The organism is Pantoea sp. UBA5923, assembly GCF_002431095.1.
In the GTDB taxonomy this organism is placed as follows: domain Bacteria; phylum Pseudomonadota; class Gammaproteobacteria; order Enterobacterales; family Enterobacteriaceae; genus Pantoea; species Pantoea piersonii.
The window spans coordinates 1-19,154 of record NZ_DJDN01000021.1 but is presented as its reverse complement, the minus strand read 5'-3'; the positions used below and the strand labels follow the sequence as shown (position 1 = coordinate 19,154).

20 protein-coding genes are annotated in these 19,154 nt (G+C 56.9%); 12 read left to right on the top strand and 8 right to left on the bottom strand.

Annotated elements, in window-relative coordinates:
• On the bottom strand, window positions 1–339 hold a 339-nt coding region (locus B3797_RS05615), incomplete at its 3' end, for an NAD-dependent epimerase/dehydratase family protein (protein WP_311790603.1).
• A gap of 151 nt (window positions 340–490) precedes the next feature.
• Between B3797_RS05615 and B3797_RS05610 the strand changes: the two genes are divergently transcribed.
• Both B3797_RS05610 and B3797_RS05605 read left to right on the top strand, forming a co-directional pair.
• Window positions 491–1,144, top strand: a complete 654-nt coding sequence (locus tag B3797_RS05610) for a tellurite resistance TerB family protein (protein ID WP_311790602.1) — start codon at window positions 491–493, stop codon at window positions 1,142–1,144.
• A gap of 113 nt (window positions 1,145–1,257) precedes the next feature.
• Entirely contained in the window at window positions 1,258–3,321 is a 2,064-nt protein-coding gene (locus B3797_RS05605) for a prolyl oligopeptidase family serine peptidase (RefSeq protein WP_311790601.1), read from the top strand.
• Here the strand turns inward: B3797_RS05605 and exoX are convergent.
• Both exoX and B3797_RS05595 read right to left on the bottom strand, forming a co-directional pair.
• Complete coding sequence (gene exoX / locus B3797_RS05600; protein ID WP_311790600.1) at window positions 3,315–3,983, bottom strand: exodeoxyribonuclease X; 669 nt, start codon at window positions 3,981–3,983, stop codon at window positions 3,315–3,317. The genes B3797_RS05605 and exoX overlap by 7 nt on opposite strands.
• A gap of 3 nt (window positions 3,984–3,986) precedes the next feature.
• The gene (locus tag B3797_RS05595; protein ID WP_311790599.1) at window positions 3,987–4,217 is read right to left on the bottom strand and encodes a DNA polymerase III subunit theta; all 231 of its coding nucleotides are present in this window, start codon (window positions 4,215–4,217) and stop codon (window positions 3,987–3,989) included.
• Between the two features lie 151 nt (window positions 4,218–4,368).
• Here B3797_RS05595 and copC point away from each other — a divergent pair, with 151 nt between their 5' ends.
• From copC to iraP, 5 genes are all read left to right on the top strand, one after another.
• Complete coding sequence (gene copC / locus B3797_RS05590; protein WP_311790598.1) at window positions 4,369–4,734, top strand: copper homeostasis periplasmic binding protein CopC; 366 nt, start codon at window positions 4,369–4,371, stop codon at window positions 4,732–4,734.
• Between the two features lie 3 nt (window positions 4,735–4,737).
• The gene (copD, locus tag B3797_RS05585; protein ID WP_311790597.1) at window positions 4,738–5,613 is read left to right on the top strand and encodes a copper homeostasis membrane protein CopD; all 876 of its coding nucleotides are present in this window, start codon (window positions 4,738–4,740) and stop codon (window positions 5,611–5,613) included.
• A gap of 35 nt (window positions 5,614–5,648) precedes the next feature.
• On the top strand, window positions 5,649–5,996 hold the full coding sequence (locus B3797_RS05580; protein WP_311783004.1) for a YebY family protein: 348 nt from the start codon (window positions 5,649–5,651) through the stop codon (window positions 5,994–5,996).
• 780 nt (window positions 5,997–6,776) lie between these two features.
• Window positions 6,777–6,953 carry a general stress protein gene (locus tag B3797_RS05575; RefSeq protein ID WP_311782314.1) on the top strand — a complete coding sequence of 59 codons (177 nt, stop codon included), beginning with the start codon at window positions 6,777–6,779 and terminating at the stop codon, window positions 6,951–6,953.
• A 202-nt stretch (window positions 6,954–7,155) separates the two neighbouring features.
• Entirely contained in the window at window positions 7,156–7,527 is a 372-nt protein-coding gene (gene iraP / locus B3797_RS05570; protein WP_311782313.1) for an anti-adapter protein IraP, read from the top strand.
• A gap of 67 nt (window positions 7,528–7,594) precedes the next feature.
• On the opposite strand, the gene B3797_RS05565 is transcribed toward iraP, so the two are convergent.
• Entirely contained in the window at window positions 7,595–7,921 is a 327-nt protein-coding gene (locus tag B3797_RS05565; RefSeq protein ID WP_311790596.1) for a four-helix bundle copper-binding protein, read from the bottom strand.
• A 336-nt stretch (window positions 7,922–8,257) separates the two neighbouring features.
• Here B3797_RS05565 and B3797_RS05560 point away from each other — a divergent pair, with 336 nt between their 5' ends.
• Window positions 8,258–9,115, top strand: coding sequence for a manganese catalase family protein (locus tag B3797_RS05560; protein WP_311782311.1), 858 nt, complete (start codon window positions 8,258–8,260; stop codon window positions 9,113–9,115).
• Between the two features lie 320 nt (window positions 9,116–9,435).
• On the opposite strand, the gene B3797_RS05555 is transcribed toward B3797_RS05560, so the two are convergent.
• Complete coding sequence (locus B3797_RS05555) at window positions 9,436–9,642, bottom strand: hypothetical protein (protein WP_120453877.1); 207 nt, start codon at window positions 9,640–9,642, stop codon at window positions 9,436–9,438.
• Window positions 9,643–10,038: 396 nt separating this feature from the next.
• Here B3797_RS05555 and B3797_RS05550 point away from each other — a divergent pair, with 396 nt between their 5' ends.
• Window positions 10,039–10,686 carry a metallophosphoesterase gene (locus B3797_RS05550; RefSeq protein WP_311782310.1) on the top strand — a complete coding sequence of 216 codons (648 nt, stop codon included), beginning with the start codon at window positions 10,039–10,041 and terminating at the stop codon, window positions 10,684–10,686.
• 3 nt (window positions 10,687–10,689) lie between these two features.
• Here the strand turns inward: B3797_RS05550 and rsmF are convergent, their stop codons facing one another.
• From rsmF to yebS, 3 genes are all read right to left on the bottom strand, one after another.
• A complete protein-coding gene (gene rsmF / locus B3797_RS05545; RefSeq protein ID WP_311783003.1) occupies window positions 10,690–12,114 on the bottom strand; it encodes a 16S rRNA (cytosine(1407)-C(5))-methyltransferase RsmF in 1,425 nt (474 codons plus the stop codon).
• A gap of 265 nt (window positions 12,115–12,379) precedes the next feature.
• The gene (locus B3797_RS05540) at window positions 12,380–15,016 is read right to left on the bottom strand and encodes a PqiB family protein (protein WP_311782309.1); all 2,637 of its coding nucleotides are present in this window, start codon (window positions 15,014–15,016) and stop codon (window positions 12,380–12,382) included.
• Window positions 14,985–16,229: a membrane integrity lipid transport subunit YebS gene (gene yebS, locus B3797_RS05535; protein WP_311782308.1), complete on the bottom strand. Its 1,245-nt coding sequence runs from the start codon at window positions 16,227–16,229 to the stop codon at window positions 14,985–14,987. The genes B3797_RS05540 and yebS overlap by 32 nt, the downstream gene beginning before the upstream one ends.
• Before the next feature lie 233 nt (window positions 16,230–16,462).
• On the opposite strand from yebS, the gene B3797_RS05530 reads away from it, so the two are divergent.
• The 3 genes from B3797_RS05530 to B3797_RS05520 all read left to right on the top strand — a co-directional run.
• Window positions 16,463–16,963, top strand: a complete 501-nt coding sequence (locus tag B3797_RS05530; protein WP_120453888.1) for a GAF domain-containing protein — start codon at window positions 16,463–16,465, stop codon at window positions 16,961–16,963.
• Between the two features lie 96 nt (window positions 16,964–17,059).
• Complete coding sequence (gene proQ / locus B3797_RS05525) at window positions 17,060–17,749, top strand: RNA chaperone ProQ (protein WP_120453890.1); 690 nt, start codon at window positions 17,060–17,062, stop codon at window positions 17,747–17,749.
• Between the two features lie 19 nt (window positions 17,750–17,768).
• Window positions 17,769–19,154: S41 family peptidase (locus tag B3797_RS05520; protein ID WP_311790595.1), on the top strand; the 1,386-nt coding region annotated here is incomplete at its 3' end.

The window sequence follows — 19,154 nt, the reverse complement described above, 5'->3', positions numbered from 1 at the left end:
GTTCATGGTCAGGCGTGCGGCGCGCGCGGTAGGCACCACGCGCTGGCCCTGCTGCTCCAGCTCAATCAGCTTATCCGTCGCGATCGCTTCGATTTCCGGCACCACATAGTCGGGCTTTTCCTGCGCGATAAGCGCGGCCAGCGCCTCGCCGTCCAGCATATTCACTACGTGGCTGCGGTGCGCCACATGCATTGCGGGCGCATCGGCGTAGCGGTCTACGGCGATCACTTCCACACCCAGTCGCTGGCACTCCAGCGCAACTTCTTTACCCAGCTCACCCGAGCCTAACAGCATGACACGCGTCGCAGCGGGACGCAGCGCAGTTCCAAGAGTCGTCATAATTTCACCTGTGAGTCAAAACGCGCGCGCAGTATAAACGAAAACGTTTGCGTTCTCATCTTCTGGCGCTTTGCCTCTCTTTTCTCACCTTGACGTTTACTGACGCCCGGTGGTGCAGAGTAGAGTCCTTGTCGCTACGAAGGAGAGAAAGATGAACAACCTGCTGCAACAGTTACAGTCGCTGCTGACGAAGAAGGATCACAGCGGCGGCAACGGAGGATTAAACGAGATGCTGGCGCCCGGCGCGCTGGGCGGCCTGGCAGGCTTGCTTATTGCCAGCAAAAAATCACGCAAGCTGTTGACCGAGTATGGCGGCAAAGCGCTGATTATCGGCGGGAGCGCGGCGGCAGGCGCGGTGCTGTGGAACAAATATAAACAGCGCGTGCGCGATACGCACCAGCATGAAGCCGGTTTCGGCGAGCTACAGACTCCGGCGGATCAGCGCGCTGAACGGCTGGTAACGGCATTGGTGTTCGCTGCCAAAAGCGACGGCCATATTGACGATCGTGAGCGCGCCGCCATAGAGCGCACAATTCATGAATCGGGCTATGGTCAGGCGGCGGAAACGCTGATCCAGCAGGCCATTAACCGACCGCTCGATCCCGCCTGGCTGGCGGCCGACGTTAAAAATGAAGATGAAGCGCTGGAGCTCTATTTCCTCAGCTGTGCCGCTATCGATATCGATCACTTTATGGAGCGCAGCTATCTTACCGCGCTGGGCGACGCGTTAAAGATTCCGCAGGACGTGCGTGACGGCATTGAAAAGGATTTGCAGACGAAAAAAGCGCAGATTGCGGCGGAATAAGCCGCCTGCGGCCGCCTTGCGCGGCCGCAATAACAACGCGTTACGCACAAAAATTTGGCTTCCCCGCCACCTGATGCCACCCTTAAAGAGTATTAATAACAGGGAGACGGAGCATGCAGGCCCCCATCGCAAAAAAAATTCCTCATGAAATGACGCTCCATGGCGATACGCGCGTGGACGATTATTACTGGCTGCGCGACGACAAGCGCGAAAATGAAGAGGTGCTGGACTATTTGCGTGCCGAAAATAACTACGGCAAGCAGATTATGGCGACCCAGCAGCCGTTACAGAACCGTATTTTAAAAGAGATTGTCGATCGCCTGCCGCCGCAGGATCATTCGGTTCCCTATGTGCACAACGGCTATCGCTATCAGAGTCGCTATGAGAGCGGCAACGAGTATGCCGCGTATTATCGCCAACCCGCCGAAAGCGCCGAGACCGATGAGTGGACGCTGCTGCTGGACGCCAACCAGCGCGCCTCCCACAGCGAGTTCTACACTATGGGCTCGCTTAATATCAGTCCTGACAATAAGGTGATGGCGCTGGCGGAAGACTTTCTCTCCCGGCGGCAATACGGCATCCGTTTCCGCTGCCTTGAGAAAGGGAGCTGGTATCCCGAAGTATTAAACAACGCCTCGTCCAGCTTCGCCTGGGCGAATGATTCGCGCACGCTCTACTACGTGCGCAAGCATGAGCAAACGCTGCTGCCTTATCAGGTCTGGCGACATGAACTTGGCACGCCGCAAAGCGACGACCAGCTGGTCTATGAAGAAAAGGATGATACCTATCATCTCAGCGTGCATAAAACCACGTCCGAGCATTTCATTCTGATCGCGCTGTTCAGCACCAATACCAGCGAGATCCAGCTGATCGACGCCGGTTTCCCGGACGCCATGCCGCAGGTGTTTTTGCCGCGCCGTAAAGATCATGAATACAGTCTGGATCACTATCAGCATCAGTTTTATATCCGCTCGAACCGCGACGGCGAAAATTTCGGGCTATACCGTACGCGCTGGCTGGATGAGTCGCGCTGGGAAACCCTGATCAAGCCGCGCGATCATGTCGTGATGGAAGATTTCCAGCTGTTCCGCGACTGGCTGGTGGTGGAGGAGCGTCAGCGCGGCCTTACCAGCCTGCGTCAGATGCACTGGGAAACCGGAGAAGTGACCGGCATCGCCTTTGACGACCCGACCTATGTCACCTGGCTGGCGTTTAATCCTTCGCCGGAAACCAGCAAGCTGCGCTATGGCTACGGCTCAATGACCACGCCGACTACGCTGTTTGAGCTAGATATGGACACTGGCGAACGGCGCATCCTCAAACAGAGCGCGGTCGGCAGTTTCGATCCGGACAACTACAAAAGCGAGCATCACTGGATCACGGTGCGCGACGGCACCGAGGTGCCGGTGTCGCTGGTCTATCACCGTAAATACTATCAGCCCGGCAAGAACCCGATGCTGGTCTATGGCTACGGTGCCTACGGCAGCAATATGGAGGCGGACTTCAGCGTCAGCCGCCTTAGCCTGCTCGATCGCGGCTTTGTCTATGCGCTGGTCAACGTGCGCGGCGGCGGCGAGCTGGGACAGCGCTGGTATGACGGCGGTCGCCTGTTCAATAAGATGAACAGCTTCACTGATTTTATCGACGTCACGCAGGCGCTGGTGAAAAAGGGCTTTGGCCAGCCTGAACAGCTCTATGCCATGGGCGGCAGCGCGGGTGGCCTGCTGATGGGCGCCGTGATCAATATGGCACCGGAACTCTTTCACGGCGTGGTGGCGCAGGTGCCCTTTGTCGATGTGGTCACGACGATGCTGGATGAGTCGATCCCGCTGACCACCGGCGAATATGATGAGTGGGGCAACCCTAACGACGCCGATTACTACGGCTATATGCGCCAGTACAGCCCCTACGACAATGTCGAGGCGAAAGCCTACCCGCATATGCTGGTGACCACCGGGCTGCATGATTCTCAGGTGCAGTACTGGGAGCCGGCAAAATGGGTGGCGAAACTGCGCGCGCTGAAGACCGACAATAATCTGCTGATGCTCTGTACGGATATGGATGCCGGTCACGGCGGCAAGTCGGGACGTTATAAATCCTATGAGGGAATTGCGCTGGAGCTGACTTTCCTGATCGCGCTGGCGCAGGGCAGCCTGCCGCCGCAGCGCGATTACTGATCGTCGCTCAGGTATCGACGCAGCGCCTGCCGCAGCGGCGGGCGCAAATCGCGCACGTTCTCCAGCACCCAGCGCAGATAGCGCGGATCTTTGCGCGCAATAGCGGCCACGCTTTGACCACGATACTTGCCAAAGGGCAGCACGTCGCCCGCCACGCTGGCGGGCTGACAGCGCTGCGCCATCTGCGACGCATCCCAGCCGGAGGTCTCCATAATGCGGATCAACAGCGCGGCGGTAACGTAACAGTCGTAAAGCGCGCGGTGGGCATGTAGATCGGCGGGCGGCGATACCTCCAGCTTCAGGCTGTGGCGCAGCGTCTGATTGCCGTACTTAATGCCAGGCCACAGCTGGCGCGACAGCATCATGGTGCAGATCCAGTCACCGTGCATCTCCGGCAGCATACGGCGATCGAAGCTGGCGTTATGCGCGACATAGAAAGCGCTGCCGTGATAGCGGCCAATCGCCTCTTCGATGGTGGGTTTGCCAACCACCATTGCTTCGGTGATGCGGTGGACGGCCATCGCCTGACGGCTGATTGGGCGGTCAGGCAGGATCAGATCGCTCATCGGGTTGACGATCTGGCCGTCAATCACGTCGACCGACGCCACTTCCACCACGCCGCCCTGTAGACCGCAGGTTTCGGTATCAATTACGCGTAGCATGAATTACTTCAGTTTGGGTTCGTAGGGCAGGCGCGAAAAGTTCAGCGACGCCTGGCGATAGTGCATCAGTCTCTGGCGAAACCAGTCACGAAGCGCCGCAGGCTGCTCGTTTTCAACTATTTCAGCCACTACCGGCATGTTGTAGCGCTCTTTGAACGCCACGCCCGCTGCGGCCAGTTCAACATTGACTTTATCTTTCTCTTCCTGAGAAAGCAGGGCGAGGTTTTGACTCATGGTGATCTCCTGAAGACAGGGGGCAAAAATAATGCTTATCCCGCTCTGAATCAAGGGCAAAGGATAGCATCGCTGGCCCTCGACACCTTAAAAGCCACGGCGTATCCTTGCCCACGTTTGCCGCTGATGCGATGGCTAAAAGGATGATCCCATGCAGAAAAGAACCCTCTTAACAGGCGCTGCCGTCTCGCTGTTGTTGTTCAGCCAGTCGGTGCTGGCGCATGCTCACCTGAAATCATCCCAACCGGCCGATAACGCCGTAGTCGCCGCCGCGCCGCAGGAGTTGACCCTCAGCTTTACCGAAGATGTGGAACCCGCTTTTAGCGGCGTGACGCTGCTGGATGCCGGTAAAAAAACGATCGCCAGCGAAAAGGCGCAGCTGGATGCGAAGCAGCACAATCGCCTGATCGTTCCGCTGAAGGCACCGCTGGCCGCGGGCGATTACCAGGTTAACTGGCATGTACTGTCGGTTGACGGGCATAAAACCCAGGGCAGCTACCGCTTTAGCGTGAAGTAATTAGTGACTTTGCTGTGGATCCTGCTGCGTGCGCTGCATTTCGCCGCCGTGATGCTGCTGGCGGGCAGCGCGTTTTACACCGCGCTGTTAGCGCCGGTACGCTATCGTCACGCGCTGGCGCAGCGGCTCGACGCCATAATGCGCGGGTGCGTCTGGCTGGTGCTGTTCAGTGGGCTGCTGATGCTGGCAACCCAGCTGGCGTTGATCAGCGGCGACTGGCGCAATCTGAGCGATGCTCTGATCTGGCGCGCGGTGCTGAGCACGCGCTTTGGCGCGGTCTGGCAGTGGGAGATAGCGCTGGCCGCGGCAACGCTGCTGGCGAGCCTGCTGCGTAATGAACGACGGCAGCAGGCGTGGCTGGTCGGCGCGCTGTTGCAGCTGGCCTGTATGGCGCTGACCGGACATGCGGCGATGCGCGAAGGCGCTCTGGGCGCGCTGCAGCAGAGTAATCATGCGCTGCATCTCATCGGCGCCGCCTTCTGGGCAGGCGGCCTGTTGCCGCTGCTTATTCTGATGCGCGAGGCGCGGCAGATTGATAAGCGCAGCGACGCTATTCGCACCATGATGCGCTTTTCGCGTTACGGACATCTGGCGGTCGCTGCGACACTGCTCACCGGCGTGGTGAATACGCGGCTGATCGTCGGCTGGCCTCGTCAGTGGCACGCCGGGCTTTACAGCGAACTGTTAGTTGTTAAGGTGACGCTGGTGGCTCTTATGGTCGCTATTGCGCTGCTCAACCGTTACGTGCTGGTGCCGCGTTTTCGCCGCGCGGGGAAGGGCGCGCAACATATATTTATTCGCATGACGCAGCTTGAACTGCTGCTGGCATGCGCAGTGGTTGGCCTGGTCAGCGTCTTCGCCACGCTGTCGCCAGCCTGAGTCTGACCCGTTTTGACTGAGTAAAAAGGTAGGCTATTTTGCTGAAGAAAGTGATCCCCGCAGTGCTGTTATTGTCTCTCGGTGGCCAGGCGCTGGCGGCGGAGATTATTACCGTCAGCCGTTTTGAGGTAGGTAAGGCGGCCTGGCCCTTTAGCCGTGAAGAGGTGATGCTGACCTGCGAAAAAGATGGTTCGCTGTTTGCCATCAACCCCAGCACGCTGATGCAGTATCCGCTCAACGATAAAGCCGAAGCCCGCGTGCAGGCAGGCCAGGTTAAGGCGCAGCCCATCTCTGTAATCCAGGCGGAAGACAAAGCGCATCCAGGCCAGATGATGAGCCTGCAGCCGATTATCGAGCGTACACAGGCGCTGTGCGATAAATAATCCTGACCAGGGCGCGATGCTCTTTCGCGCCTTCTTTCAATGATTCTGCCGCCAGGATCACACTCTGATCCTGCGGATCTCCTCTGCCCGGCTGTTCGCTGGCATTTCCAAAAGCGTGGTCTAATCTTAACTGGCAAGGCGAAATCGCCTGCATTAATGCCAACTTTTAGCGCACGGCTCTTAAAGAGCCATTTCCCTGGACCGAATACAGGAATCGTGTTCGGTCTTTTTTTGCGTCATGAATTTAGAGAGTGCATCCTGCTATCTCACGCTTGCATATAGCCTCCTCTGTCCCGGCCACTCCTCTCTTTTCCCGAATCAGCGAACATCTCTAAAGGTAGATGCAGGTATCACATCATCCCGCTATCCCTTAACCTTTGCCGCCTGGTGCGCAAGCGCGTGGTCTTCCGTCAAAAATCATCGTTCTTCAGCGACAGCGACGCCCTGCAACGGGAGACGAATATAATTCCCCGGCTTAGCCGCCTTTATTTTTATGTTATTTCTTTGAGGTTGGTAAAAATATATTAACAGCGCGCTGGTTAAGCTTATTACTCTATTTCAGGTAAGTGTCTGAAGATAAACTTATTAACCTGCGCTTCGCTGTGAATGAGGTTTTTAAATTATCGCTTCGCTAACAAATAACTGGGTTTTATATCCTGCAGCAGACTTGCAGATATGGGCGCGTCGTCTAGTATTAATCATGCAACACGAAATACGGCTGGCGTAACAGATTTATGCCGGTTGCCATTTACTGAATGACAATATGTCCAGGAGGATATTATGGCCGAGCATCGTGGTGGTTCAGGTAATTTCGCAGAGAACCCTGAAAAAGCTTCAGAAGCAGGTAAGAAAGGCGGTCAGAACAGCGGCGGTAATTTCGCCAACGACCGTGAAAAAGCTTCAGAAGCAGGTAAAAAAGGTGGCCAGAATAGCCATAGCGGCGGACGCAAGTCTTAATAAACAGAGTAGTTTAGAATCTGTTTAAGCCACCAACCCCGGCATTTAATGTCGGGGTTTTTTTATGCGCTATGGCAGCATCTTAAGCGCGCTCTCTAAAAATTCATGCTGAAGCAGTAACAGGCAAAGCGACTATTTAAGACTTTTCATCTTGCTGGAGACAGGCAGCAAGGTAAGATCCCTGTTTTACAGGGAGGCCGTTATGAAAAATGTTGTGCTGAGCATGCTCGCTAAAATATCAAAAATCGATGCGGAGACTAAACAGCTCACCGCGCGCGTCGAAGCGCAGTCGCTGTTGATAAGCGCGCTGGTATTAGCCGTCAGCAGGCAGGGCGGCGTAACTGAGATGATTGATAGCGCCAACAAGGCGATCAATACGGTGATCGAATCGGCTGACTCTGATGAAATGCTGAAGTCAGATGCCGCCATTCTGCTGCATGAATTCCAGGAGTTGCTGACCATATCCAGAGCGGTCGATAAAGCAGATAACGAAATCGACCAGGATGGGCTGGCTCATATCAGCGGCGTCTCTCACCTGACTGGCTCTGAACCTCAGGAAGAAGATAAGCTTTAGCCTGCTTCCAGCCCGCCTGGCGGGCTGGCTTATGCGCCTTCTTTAATGACGCAGATGCCGCATCCCGCTAGGCGGCCATTTCCCGACAGGCCGTCGCGCAACGCTGGCAGGCCTGCGCGCAGTGCTGACAGTGATCGTGCTGATGCTGACCACATTCGTTTGCGCACTGCTGGCAAATTTCCGCGCAGAGCAGACAGAGCGCAACGGCTGAATCACTCTGCTGTGCAATAAACTGAGCGGCCAGGCGGCAAATCGCCGCGCACTGCATATCAAGCCGAATGCAGCCCCGCATCATTTCAATATTTTCTTCACGCAGACAAGATGCCGCGCAATTATCACAGGCAGCTGCGCAGGCATAACAAGCTTCCAGACACTGCTTATATTCAGCTTTCATATTTCCTCCTTATCTTCTTGTAGCCACTGATTAAGCCTAAAAAAGATTGCTGATTATGCAAGTCGCAGAAAGAAGCGATTCTGTCAGCGCTACGTTAAAAAATGGTGCTGATAAAATCTGGGTTGACCTTATAAACATTATGCTTATTTGCCACGGGCTACAGCAGGCGAGAAATAGCCCTTAAGTTTTTTTTGGCGCTAAGTGGTTAATACTTTTGATATGATGGGGGTAACTGCCGCTTATATTTTGTCCGAAAAGTTACGGTCGCGCTTTCATTTTTCTGAAACTTCTTCCAGGCTTGTCTGGCTTATTCTTGAAAAAAGCCAGGAGATAAATATGTTTCACCATTCTTCAAAACTTCAATATCCCGTTCGCGTCGATAAACCAGACCCGGAATTCGCTATGCTGCTGCAACAGGCGATTGGCGGAGTGGAAGGGGAAATCCGTGTGGCGATGCAGTACTTCTTCCAGGCCATGGGCGCCCGTGGCGACGCGCGTATTCGCGATCTGCTGATCTCTACCGCGACTGAAGAGCTGGCGCATATCGAAATGCTGGCGCACGCCGTCGCGCTGAACCTGGAAGGCGCACCGCTCTCCTATCAGGAAGCGTCGGCGAAAGATCCGGTTGTCAACGCGGTTCTGGGTGGCATGAACCCGCGTCATATCCTTTCATCGGGTCTGGCGGCGCTGCCGGTCAACGCCAACGGCGTGCCTTTCGATATGAGTCATATCTATGCTTCAGGCAACGTGGCGGCCGATATGCTTTCTAACGTCGCCGCGGAAGCGACAGGCCGCGTGCTGGCGACCCGCCTGTACAATCTGACCGAAGATACCGGTATGAAAGATTTCCTCTCTTTCCTGATTGCACGCGACACTATGCACCAGCAGCAGTGGCTGGCGGTAATTGAAGATCAGGGCGGCTTAAGCGCCTCTCTGCCTATCCCGAACAGCTTCCCGCAGTCTGAAGAGGCGCATGAGCACGCCTATTACGCGCTCAATACGTCGCTGGACAAGCCGCTGCCGAAAGGTCGCTGGAGCGAAGGTCCCTCATTTGACGGTAAAGGTCAGTTCACGGCGAAAGAGAAGCCTGAGCTGCTGGGCGACGAGCCGCTGCTGGGGCATGCTCGTCCGGGGTCCGGCGCGCAAAGCGAACAGGAACTCTCCGGTACCGTACCGCCTGCATTAAAACCTTAATCGCAACGTGCCCAGGGAAGGGCGCGCGCCACTGATTGATTTCAGCGCGATATATCCAGTAGCGAACCGTAATAAAGTTGTGTGCGGTGCGATATTTGGCCTGACAGGGACGTCACCTTATCCAGTCTCCCTTCTTTTTGCTTACCGCTCTTTTCTCGCGTGACAATAAAGTATCGCCTTAACCTGCGCAACGCCCTCCGTACCAGCCTGAATCAGAGTCCAAAAAAATATTTTTTTCGTGATTGAGCAAAGCGATGAATTTAACCCGCAGCGGCGCATAAATGAAAAACCCCGGCGGGCGCCGGGGTCAACAGAAGCACTTATTTGGTATCAAGCACCTGTTGCAGCCAGACCAGTTCGTCATCGAAACCGGACTCGCGTAACAGCTGGAAATAGGATTGCTGAATGTCAGCAGAGACCGACGCTAACAGCATGCCCAGCATCCCTTTAGTTTTACAGATTTCTAATGCGGCGTTTTCGAGAGAATCAAGGTTAAAACTTACGTTATCAAGCGTTTCAGCGACCATTCTTATTCTCCTGACGGAGGTAATCAGCCATCCCTCCTTTGCTGTGTGTATCTGCTCCACATTGTGGACGGGCTGAGATCTCACACTAACGCAGTTTCGTCTGTCAGAAACATCCTGATATCTGAACAGTAATCGGCACGCTCTGGCGCTTTTATGCGCAAAAAATACGGAAAATCTGAGTAGAAGAGAGCGAGCATCGCATCGCGGGCTAATCACCCGACAAAGAGCAGATGCACGAGACGCGCCAGTGATTCCAGCAGGAGCAGACTACCGACGAAGATCAGCACTAACACGCTAAGAAATTGTTTCCGGCTATTCATCACGCCTCCCTGAAGATGTGACCGTCTATACTTTAACCCGCACTTAATAAACCTCTGGTTAACAAGCGGGATCCAAATGCACTACCAGTATCTCAACGGTGAAAACTGGCAAAAGATATGGGTTGTAGGCGACCTTCACGGCTGCCGCAGTCAGCTTGACGCTTTGCTGCTGGAAAAGGGCTTTGACAAGCAGAGCGACCTGCTGATTTCCGTCGGCGATATCATCGATCGCGGGCCAGACAGTCCCGGCTGTTTAGAGTTATTAGAGCAGCCGTGGTTCCGCTGCGTGCGTGGAAATCATGAAGAGATGGCCATTGAAGCGTTACAGTGTCACGACAGGCTGAACTGGATGATGAACGGCGGCGACTGGTTTTATCAGCTAAAGGGAGCGAAGCTGATTGCGGCGCGCCATGCGCTAAAACGGCTAAATACTCTGCCGCTGATCCTGCATCTCCAGCTGGCGGATCGCATCGTGATCGTCGCGCATGCGGACTATCCGGCTGAGCGTTACGCCTGGGAACAGCCGTTAGACTGGCATAAGGTGGTGTGGAATCGTGAGCGCATCACCCGCCTACAGGCGGGCGAGGCGGGGAAAATAGGCGGCGCGGATGAGTTCTATTTTGGCCATACGCCGCTACAGCGTCCGCTGGAGTCGGGCAACCTGCACTATATCGATACCGGCGCGGTGTTCGGCAACCGCCTGACGCTGGTGCAGCTGCAGTAAGGCTCAGCGGAACAGGCGGCCGTCGCGCACCAGCTCGCGCGGGTAGCTGTTTTTAATTCGGCTGCCGACGCGTTTCGCCAGGCCGAGCGGCTGCTGCTGGTAAGTCACAATCATTTCATCACGCTGTGGCGGCGTATCGGGGAAGATATCCCGCCCGCGATACCACTCCAGCGCCTCGTCGGCAGTCAGCTCGAATGTCCTTTGCACATCCAACTGCGCCAGCGCGATAACCGCTTCATGCTGCCAGCGGTAGCCTTTGGCAAAGGTTTCTGCCAGCTTCAGGCCGATACGGGAGAAGCGAACGCTGCTAAGCAGCGGCGTAATCGCCTCTGGAAACAGCCACAGCTCTTTATCGCGCTGCCACAGCGTCAGTTCGTCGCCCCATTGCAGGCCGACCGCCGCCGCCGCGTTAGCGACCTCTGCCGCCATCTTTTTATTCACTGGCGTAAAGGGCAGCTTGCCCAGCTTGTAGCCGGGCTGCGGCAGCGGCGGCACTGAGGCAGTCTTACGCAGTCGCGCGACGAAAAAGCCTTCGCTGTCGAACAGCTGCGGAAACACGTGCAAAAAGCCTTCCGGCGTTAGAGCCTGCGCGGCGTCGGCGAAGAGCGCGTCGAGCGGAACGACCTCTACCGCCTGCGGATAGCGCGCCAGCAGCCAGGCGATCACCTGCTGGTTTTCTATCTGATTGAGCGTGCAGGTGGAATAGACCAGGATACCGCCCGGTTTAAGCGCATGGAAGGCGCTTTCGAGCAGATCGCGCTGGGTGGCGGCAATCGTCTCGGTGCTGCTCAGCGACCAGTTTTTCAGCGCGTCGGCGTCTTTACGGATCACCCCTTCGCCCGAGCAGGGCGCGTCCAGCAGCACAGCGTCGAACTGCTCCGGCAAGGCGGGGCCAAAGACGCGAGCGTCAAAATGGGTCAGGGCGACATTGCTGACGCCGCAGCGGCTGATATTAGCGTGCAGCACCTTAACGCGGCTCGCCGAAAATTCGTTGGCGAGAATGGCGCCGCGGTTGCCCATGCGCGCCGCTATCTGCGTGGTTTTCGAGCCTGGCGCGGCCGCCATATCCATCACCCTTTGCGCATCGGGCGCGGCGTCGAACAGCGCACTGACCGGCAGCATAGAGCTTGCTTCCTGAATATAAAACAGCCCGCTCAGGTGCTCCGCCACGCTGCCCAGCGGCAGACTCTCATCGTCGCGCTCAATCCAGAAGCCCTCCGCGCACCAGGGCACCGGCGTCAGCCGCCAGCCATAGTCAGCCGTCTGGGCGAGAAAATCCGCTACGCTGATTTTGAGCGTGTTGACGCGGATAGTGCGGCGCAGCGGTTGCTGGCTGATGGCGATAAAGCGTTGCAGCTCGGCGTCATCGGGCAGCGCGGCGCGCATCAGGTCAAGAAAGTCAGAAGGGAAAAGATCGGCCACGGGCAGGTTCCAGTTGAAACGTTGAGGTCAAAAACAGGGGCGGCAGTGTAGCACGAAAAGGGTGAAGTCGCTCCAGGCCGCGGCCCGGTAGTCAGACAGCAGGGGACAAAAAACCAGGCGCTCCGCGGCAGGAGAAAATGCCGGGAGCGGTTTGAACATCGCAGAAGCATATTGTGCCTGTCTGCGCGGGACGAGCTGGCAGTCAGTGCCGTCTTTGCGAGCGGGGCTTGAACCCTCGCTCGCACCGCACCAACAGGCGTTGCCGACCAGCTTACTGTCGCGGATCGGGAATAGCCGTTCCCCAGCTGCGCCAGTTTTTCGGCGCTTCATCCTGCAGCAGGAAGTGCTTGTCCGCGCCCGCCTGCGGCGCCAGCGGTACCGTCGGCGGCGTGGCGAACTGAATGCCGCCGCGAATAAACTGCTGGAAGGTGCCGGTTTTCACCACGCCGCCAATCAGGCCGAAGTCGAGGTTATAGCCTGACGCCAGCCAGAACACGGAGTTGTTGCGCACCAGATGTTGATACTTTTTGCTGATGCGCAGCGCAATCTGCACCCTGTCCGCCATATTGCCCAGCGAAGTGCCGGTTACGGTGCCGACCTCGACGCCGCGGAACAGCACCGGCGTACCGATAGAGAGCGAGCCCGCTTCGGCGGCATCGACATAGATTGTCAGTCCGTTCAGGTAGCGTGAATCGGTAATGGTGCTCTCCTGCAGTTCGAAAACACGCGCCGGCCCCCCTTTGCCTGGGTCGACATTGACGTAAGGCTGCAGCAGCGTCTCCAGATGATTAACGCCAGCTGGTGAAATCTCCGGCGACACCACCGAGAAGTGACTGCCGTTACGCGCGAAGTCCTGCACATACTCTGGGTAGAGCACCGCTTTCGCTACCACCTGATTATTATCCTGACTCAGGGAGAGCGACTCCACCTGGCCGATATTAATGCCCAGGTAGCGAATCGGCATCCCTTGCGACAGCTTGCTGGCGTCGTAAGTATGCAGAGTAATCTGGCTACCGACCGCGCGCGCCGCCGTCTCGGAAGGATAGAGCGTGCGCTTGCTGCCTTTGGCATTTGCCGCGCCGCTCATATTGTCGAAGCTGATGGCGCCGCGCAGCGCGCGGTTAAGCGGCGATGCCTGCACCGTCAGGCCGCTGCCGTTAAGCTGCACGCGCGCGCCGCCTTCCGCCCAGAACACGCTCTCGCTGGTCAACAGCTTGCGATATTCCGGTTTGATATGGACGGCGATATCGAAGGCGCTGGAGCGCGGCGTGACGTCCACGATTTCACCGACCTCATATTTGCGGTATAGCACCACCGAGCCGGCCTGCACGTCCGGCAGGCTGTTGGCGGTCAGCGTCAGGGTAGTGGAAGGGCGATCGCCGGTAATGCCTTCCTCCGCTTTTTCGGCGTCGGCAAACAGCGGGTAAGCGGGTTTAACCGCGCCCTGATTGCCCGGCTCCAGACGGATGCCGCCGTCAACCCATTCGCGCGCGCTGGCACCCAGCACTTTCATGCCGTCGAGGCCAAACTTCACGTCAAGGCGACTGTTAACAATAAATTTGCTGTCGCCATGCACCAGGTTGCGATAGGCCGGCTCAATCGCCGCGACAAACAGAATGCCTTTCTCATTCAGCTCGCGTGAAATGACCTGGCCGATCTTCATACCGTGTAGCATGACCGGCTGACCGGCATCGATGCCATAACTTTCCGGCGCGCTGAGTTTCACCGTCAGCACGTCGGGCTTCTGCAACAGCGACTCGTTGGCGGGCAACACGGTAAAGTGGCTTTGCGGCTCGCCGTCGCCCGGCACCAGCTCAAGCGTATTGCCGGTCAGCAGGCTGCTGAGATTAGTATCGGTCAGGCTCACTTTCGGGCTGCGCATCTCAATGCGCGTGCCGCTGCGCATCAGATTGACGACGGAGGGATCGAGCGTCAGCTCTCCCGTGACTTTGCCGCCGCTCAGCAGATTCAGTTTCGTCAGGCTGCCCACCTCCAGGCCCTGATAGACCAGCGGCGTCCGGCCCGCTTTCAGGTTATTACCGTCGGGCAGATCGAGCGTCACGATCACGCCGCGCTGGCTGCGCGCCAGATCGGGATAGAGCCGGTAGTTCTGGTCCATTTTCGCCTGCGGCGAATCGTCAGGCGAGTCAAAGGCGATGGCACCGTTGACCAGCGCCGCCAGGCTCTCCAGCTCGACCTTCGCGCCGCTCAGGCTGACGTCAGCGTTCAGACCGGAAACATTCCAGAAGCGGCTATTGGTTTTAACCAGATTTTTAAAGCGGCGCTCAATCAGCACATCAATGAAAACGCCGTCCGTTTTGCTGTTAATGCTGTAGTCATAAACGCGGCCGACCGGGATTTTGCGGTAGTAAACCAGCGAGCCGGAGTTAAGCGCGCCGAGATCCGGCGCGTGCAGATGGATCAGCAGCTCGCCGGTATTAACGCGGTATCTGGGCTGGGTATCCTGCGCGATAAAGTTATCGCGCGGTTTGCCGCTGCCCGGCATCATGCCGATATAGTTGCCGCCCACCAGCGCATCGAGACCCGATACGCCCGCCAGCGAGGCTTTTGGCGTCACCAGCCAGAACTGAGTGTTCTCGCGCAGCGCCTCTTTCATATCGCTTTTGATGCTCGCTTTAATCTGGATAGTGCGGTAGTCATCGCTCAGATTGATGCCCTGTACGGTGCCGACCTCCACGCCCTGATAGCGAATCGGTGTGCGTCCCGGCACGATGCCGTCCGCCGACTGGAAGTTAATGGTGATCACCGTGCCGCGCTCTTCATAGTTAGTCCAGAGCAGCCAGCCGGCGATCAGCATCGCTACAATCGGCAAAAGCCAGAATGGAGAAACCTTACGTTTGCTGCGCAGCGTCGCGTTAGTCGGTGTAGTCGGCGTTTCCTGTTGCATGTGCATCCCAAAGCAGGCGGCTGTCGAGCCACTCAACGGCCATAATGGTCAGGATCACCGCCGCGCCGAAGTAAAACGCAGCAGGTCCCATGGTAAAAGCCAGCAGCTGATCGCGATTGACCAGCGACATGGTTAATGAAATCACAAAGAGATCCAGCATTGACCAGCGGCCAACCCAGGTAACGACCCGCAGCAGGCGAATACGGGTTTTTAGCCCCTGCTCGCAGCGGAAGTGAATGCTTAACAGCAGCGTCAGCATGACCAGCACCTTGGTAAAGGGCACCAGGATACTGGCGATAAACACCACCGCCGCCACTGGAATATTGCCGGACGCCAGGCCGAGGATGCCGGAAAAAATCGTATCCTCGCGTCGCGAACCATTCAGGTAGACCACGGAAATCGGCAACAGATTGGCGGGAATAAGCAATACCACAGAGGCGATAAGCGCCGCCCAGGATTTTTGCAGGCTGTGGCGACGCCGGAAATCAAGCGGCGTATGGCAGCGCGGGCAGCGGCCGCGCGCGTCCGGCTCGCCAGTATTATGGCAGTTCAGGCACACCTGTAACTTGTCGCGGGCAAACCCATACTGCTTCTGCGGATAAAAATGTTCCCAGAGCTGCTCAACGTTAAGGTGGATCAAGGTGAGCAGGCTCAGCGCCGTTAACGTCAGATAGGCGGCCAGCCCATAGCCGACCTCCAGCGAGGCGTAATCCTGCACCTTGATCGACGCCACCGCAATGCCCACCAGATAGATGTCGAGCATTACCCACTCTTTAACCTTTTCCAGCATCAGCAATACCGGCCGCAGATTCATCCCCAGCCGATGGCCGATACTGAGATAGCCGATGCCAACGACGAGCGCGGCGGGCGCGCCGATGGTGCAGAACGCCACCATCGAGGCGGTAAGCGCATTGCCCTGTTCCGCCATCTGGATCACCCCGCCCAGCAGGCTGGCGTTAATGCGCATGCCGAGCAGGCGAATATCCACCAGCGGCAGGGTAAAGGCGAAGGGCATCAGCACCAGAATCATCGCGGCCATAACAGTCAGCCGCGTCATCGACCAGTCACGCCCGCTGATAATTTGTGCATGGCAGCGTGGACAATAGGCAGACTGGTGCGATTTCACATCCGGTAAGGAAAAAAGGGTATCGCATTGCGGACAACGCTGATAACGTGCGTGGGGCAATGGCTGGCTGATAGCGTGAATTTTCATAGGGTGATGCAGTTTTCGCCCGGATATTTGTCGCTGTGACCGGATGCGGTCGTGGGGCAAAAAAACGTTTTCACGTTTCAGGCACGCCCGCAAAGGGCCCACGTTTCGATCCACAAAAATCTAAGGTTATAGCAACTAACGCGATGATTCACCTTGTGGCGGTGGATATTTAGTGCTTATTTTAACGGGCGGTTAATAAAAGCCGCTCTGTTGTTAATGTTAATGGTTAAACAATGAACAAAACTGCCTTTTACGCCGATTTGAATCGCGATATGCGCGCTTTGCTCGCGGGCGAGACCTCGTTTCTCGCCGCGCTGGGCAATTTCAGCGCGCTGCTGTATGAACGCCTCGACGGCGTTAACTGGGCGGGCTTCTACCTGCTGACTGAAGCCGATACGCTGGTGCTGGGGCCTTTCCAGGGCAAAATCGCCTGCGTGCGCATTCCGGTAGGCAAGGGCGTGTGCGGTACGGCAATAGCGCAGGATAAAGTGCAGCGCGTCGACGATGTGCACGCTTTTCCCGGCCATATTGCCTGCGATGCCGCCAGCAATGCCGAGATCGTGATTCCTCTGAAAGTAAACGGCACGCTGGTAGGCGTTCTGGATATCGACAGTACGGTGTTCAATCGCTTTGACAGCGAGGATGAGACAGGGCTGGTTGCACTGACTGATGGGCTTTGCGACGTGCTCGCGCACAGCGAGATCGAAAAATTTTTGCAGCTGACGCGCAGCTAATCGACTGGATCGCATGGCATTTGGCAATGTTGTCATTATAATGTCGCCTGTTCATGCCTGCTCTGGTCGGCAAATCCGTTGTAATCAGGAAATTTCATGGAAAATCAACCTAAGTTGAATAGCAGTAAAGAAGTGATCGCCTTTCTGGCGGAACGTTTTCCAAACTGCTTTAGCGCTGAAGGTGAAGCGCGTCCGCTCAAAATCGGCATCTTTCAGGATCTGGTAGAGCGCGTTCAGGGCGAAATGAGTCTGAGCAAGACCCAGCTGCGTTCAGCGCTGCGTCTCTATACTTCCAGCTGGCGTTACCTTTACGGCATCAAAGCTGGCGCGACGCGCGTCGACCTCGACGGCAACGCCTGCGGCGTGCTGGACGAGCAGCACGTGCAGCATGCGCGTCAGCAGCTGGAAGAGGCGAAAGCGCGCGTTCAGGCGCAGCGCGAGCAGCAGAAGGCCGCGAAACGCGAAGCCGCAGGCGAAGAGGGCGCTGAACCGCGTCGTCCACGTCGTCCCGCCGCACGCAAGCCAGCCGACGGCGATGCGCCGCGCAAAGCGCGTCCTCAGTCGCCGCGTCCTGCCGCTCAGGATCGCAAACCGGCTCCGCGCCCGGCGGCGCAGGCTAAACCCATCACCGATACCTCAACTTTGCAACCAGGCCAGAATATTAAAGTCAAAGCAGGCAAAAGTGCGATGGACGCTACCGTTCTTGAAGTGTCAAAAGACGGCGTTCGGGTACAGCTCGCTTCCGGCATGGCAATGATTGTGCGCGCAGAACACTTGCAGTTCTGAAACGGAGGCTGACCCCGGCATGAACACCCTGTTAAAAATCGGTATGATTGCGGGCCTGCTACTGGCAGGCCCTTCATTTGGCGCAGAGAATATTACCCGCGCCGATCAGATCCCGCAGCTTCATGAAGATCCGCAGGACCCCACCGTCAGCGAACGTGTGACCTCCCGCTTTACCCGCTCTCACTACCGCCAGTTCGATCTCGATCAGGCCTTTTCGGCGAAGATTTTCGATCGCTATCTGAATATGCTCGACTACAACCACAACGTGTTGCTGGCATCAGATGTGGCGCAGTTTGCCGATAAAAAAAGCACGATTGGCGACGAGCTGCGCAGCGGCAAGCTGGACGTATTTTACGATCTCTACAATCTGGCGCAGAAACGCCGTTTCGAGCGCTACCAGTACGCGCTTGACGTGCTGAATCGTCCGATGAATTTTAGCGGCAACGACACCATTGATATCGACCGCGCCAAAGCGCCCTGGCCGAAAGATCAGGCCGAGCTGAACGCGTTATGGGACGCCAAGGTCAAATATGACCAGCTCAGCCTGAAGCTGACCGGTAAAGATGACAAAGAAATTCGCGATGTGCTGACCAAGCGCTACAACTTTGCTATTCGCCGCCTGGCGCAGAGCAACAGCGAAGATGTCTTCCAGCTGGCAATGAACGCGTTTGCGCATGAAATCGATCCACACACCAGCTATCTGTCACCGCGCAATACCGAACAGTTCAACACCGAAATGAGCCTGTCGCTGGAAGGTATCGGCGCAGTGCTGCAAATGGATGACGACTACACGGTGATCAACTCTATGGTCGCGGGCGGACCGGCGGCGAAGAGCAAATCGATCAGCGTCGGCGATCGCATTGTTGGTGTCGGTCAGCCTGGCAAGCCGATGGAAGATGTGATCGGCTGGCGTCTTGATGACGTGGTAGCCAAAATCAAGGGGCCGAAGGGCAGCAAAGTGCGCCTTGAGATCCTGCCTGCGGGCAAGGGCACCAAAACCCGTACTGTCTCCCTGACGCGTGAGAAGATCCGCCTTGAAGACCGCGCGGTGAAAATGAGCGTGCATAACGTCGGCAAACAGAAAGTCGGCGTACTGGATATTCCGGGCTTCTACGTCGGTCTGACCGATGATGTGAAAGTTCAGCTGCAAAAGCTGCAGAAGCAGAACGTCGACAGCGTTGTAATCGATCTGCGGACTAACGGCGGCGGCGCCCTGACCGAAGCGGTATCGCTTTCCGGCCTGTTTATTCCGAGCGGTCCGGTGGTGCAGGTGCGCGACAATAATGGCCGCGTCCGCGAGGACAGCGACAACGACGGCGTCGTCTACTACAAAGGCCCGCTGGTGGTGCTGGTGGACCGCTTCAGCGCCTCGGCGTCGGAAATCTTCGCGGCGGCGATGCAGGAC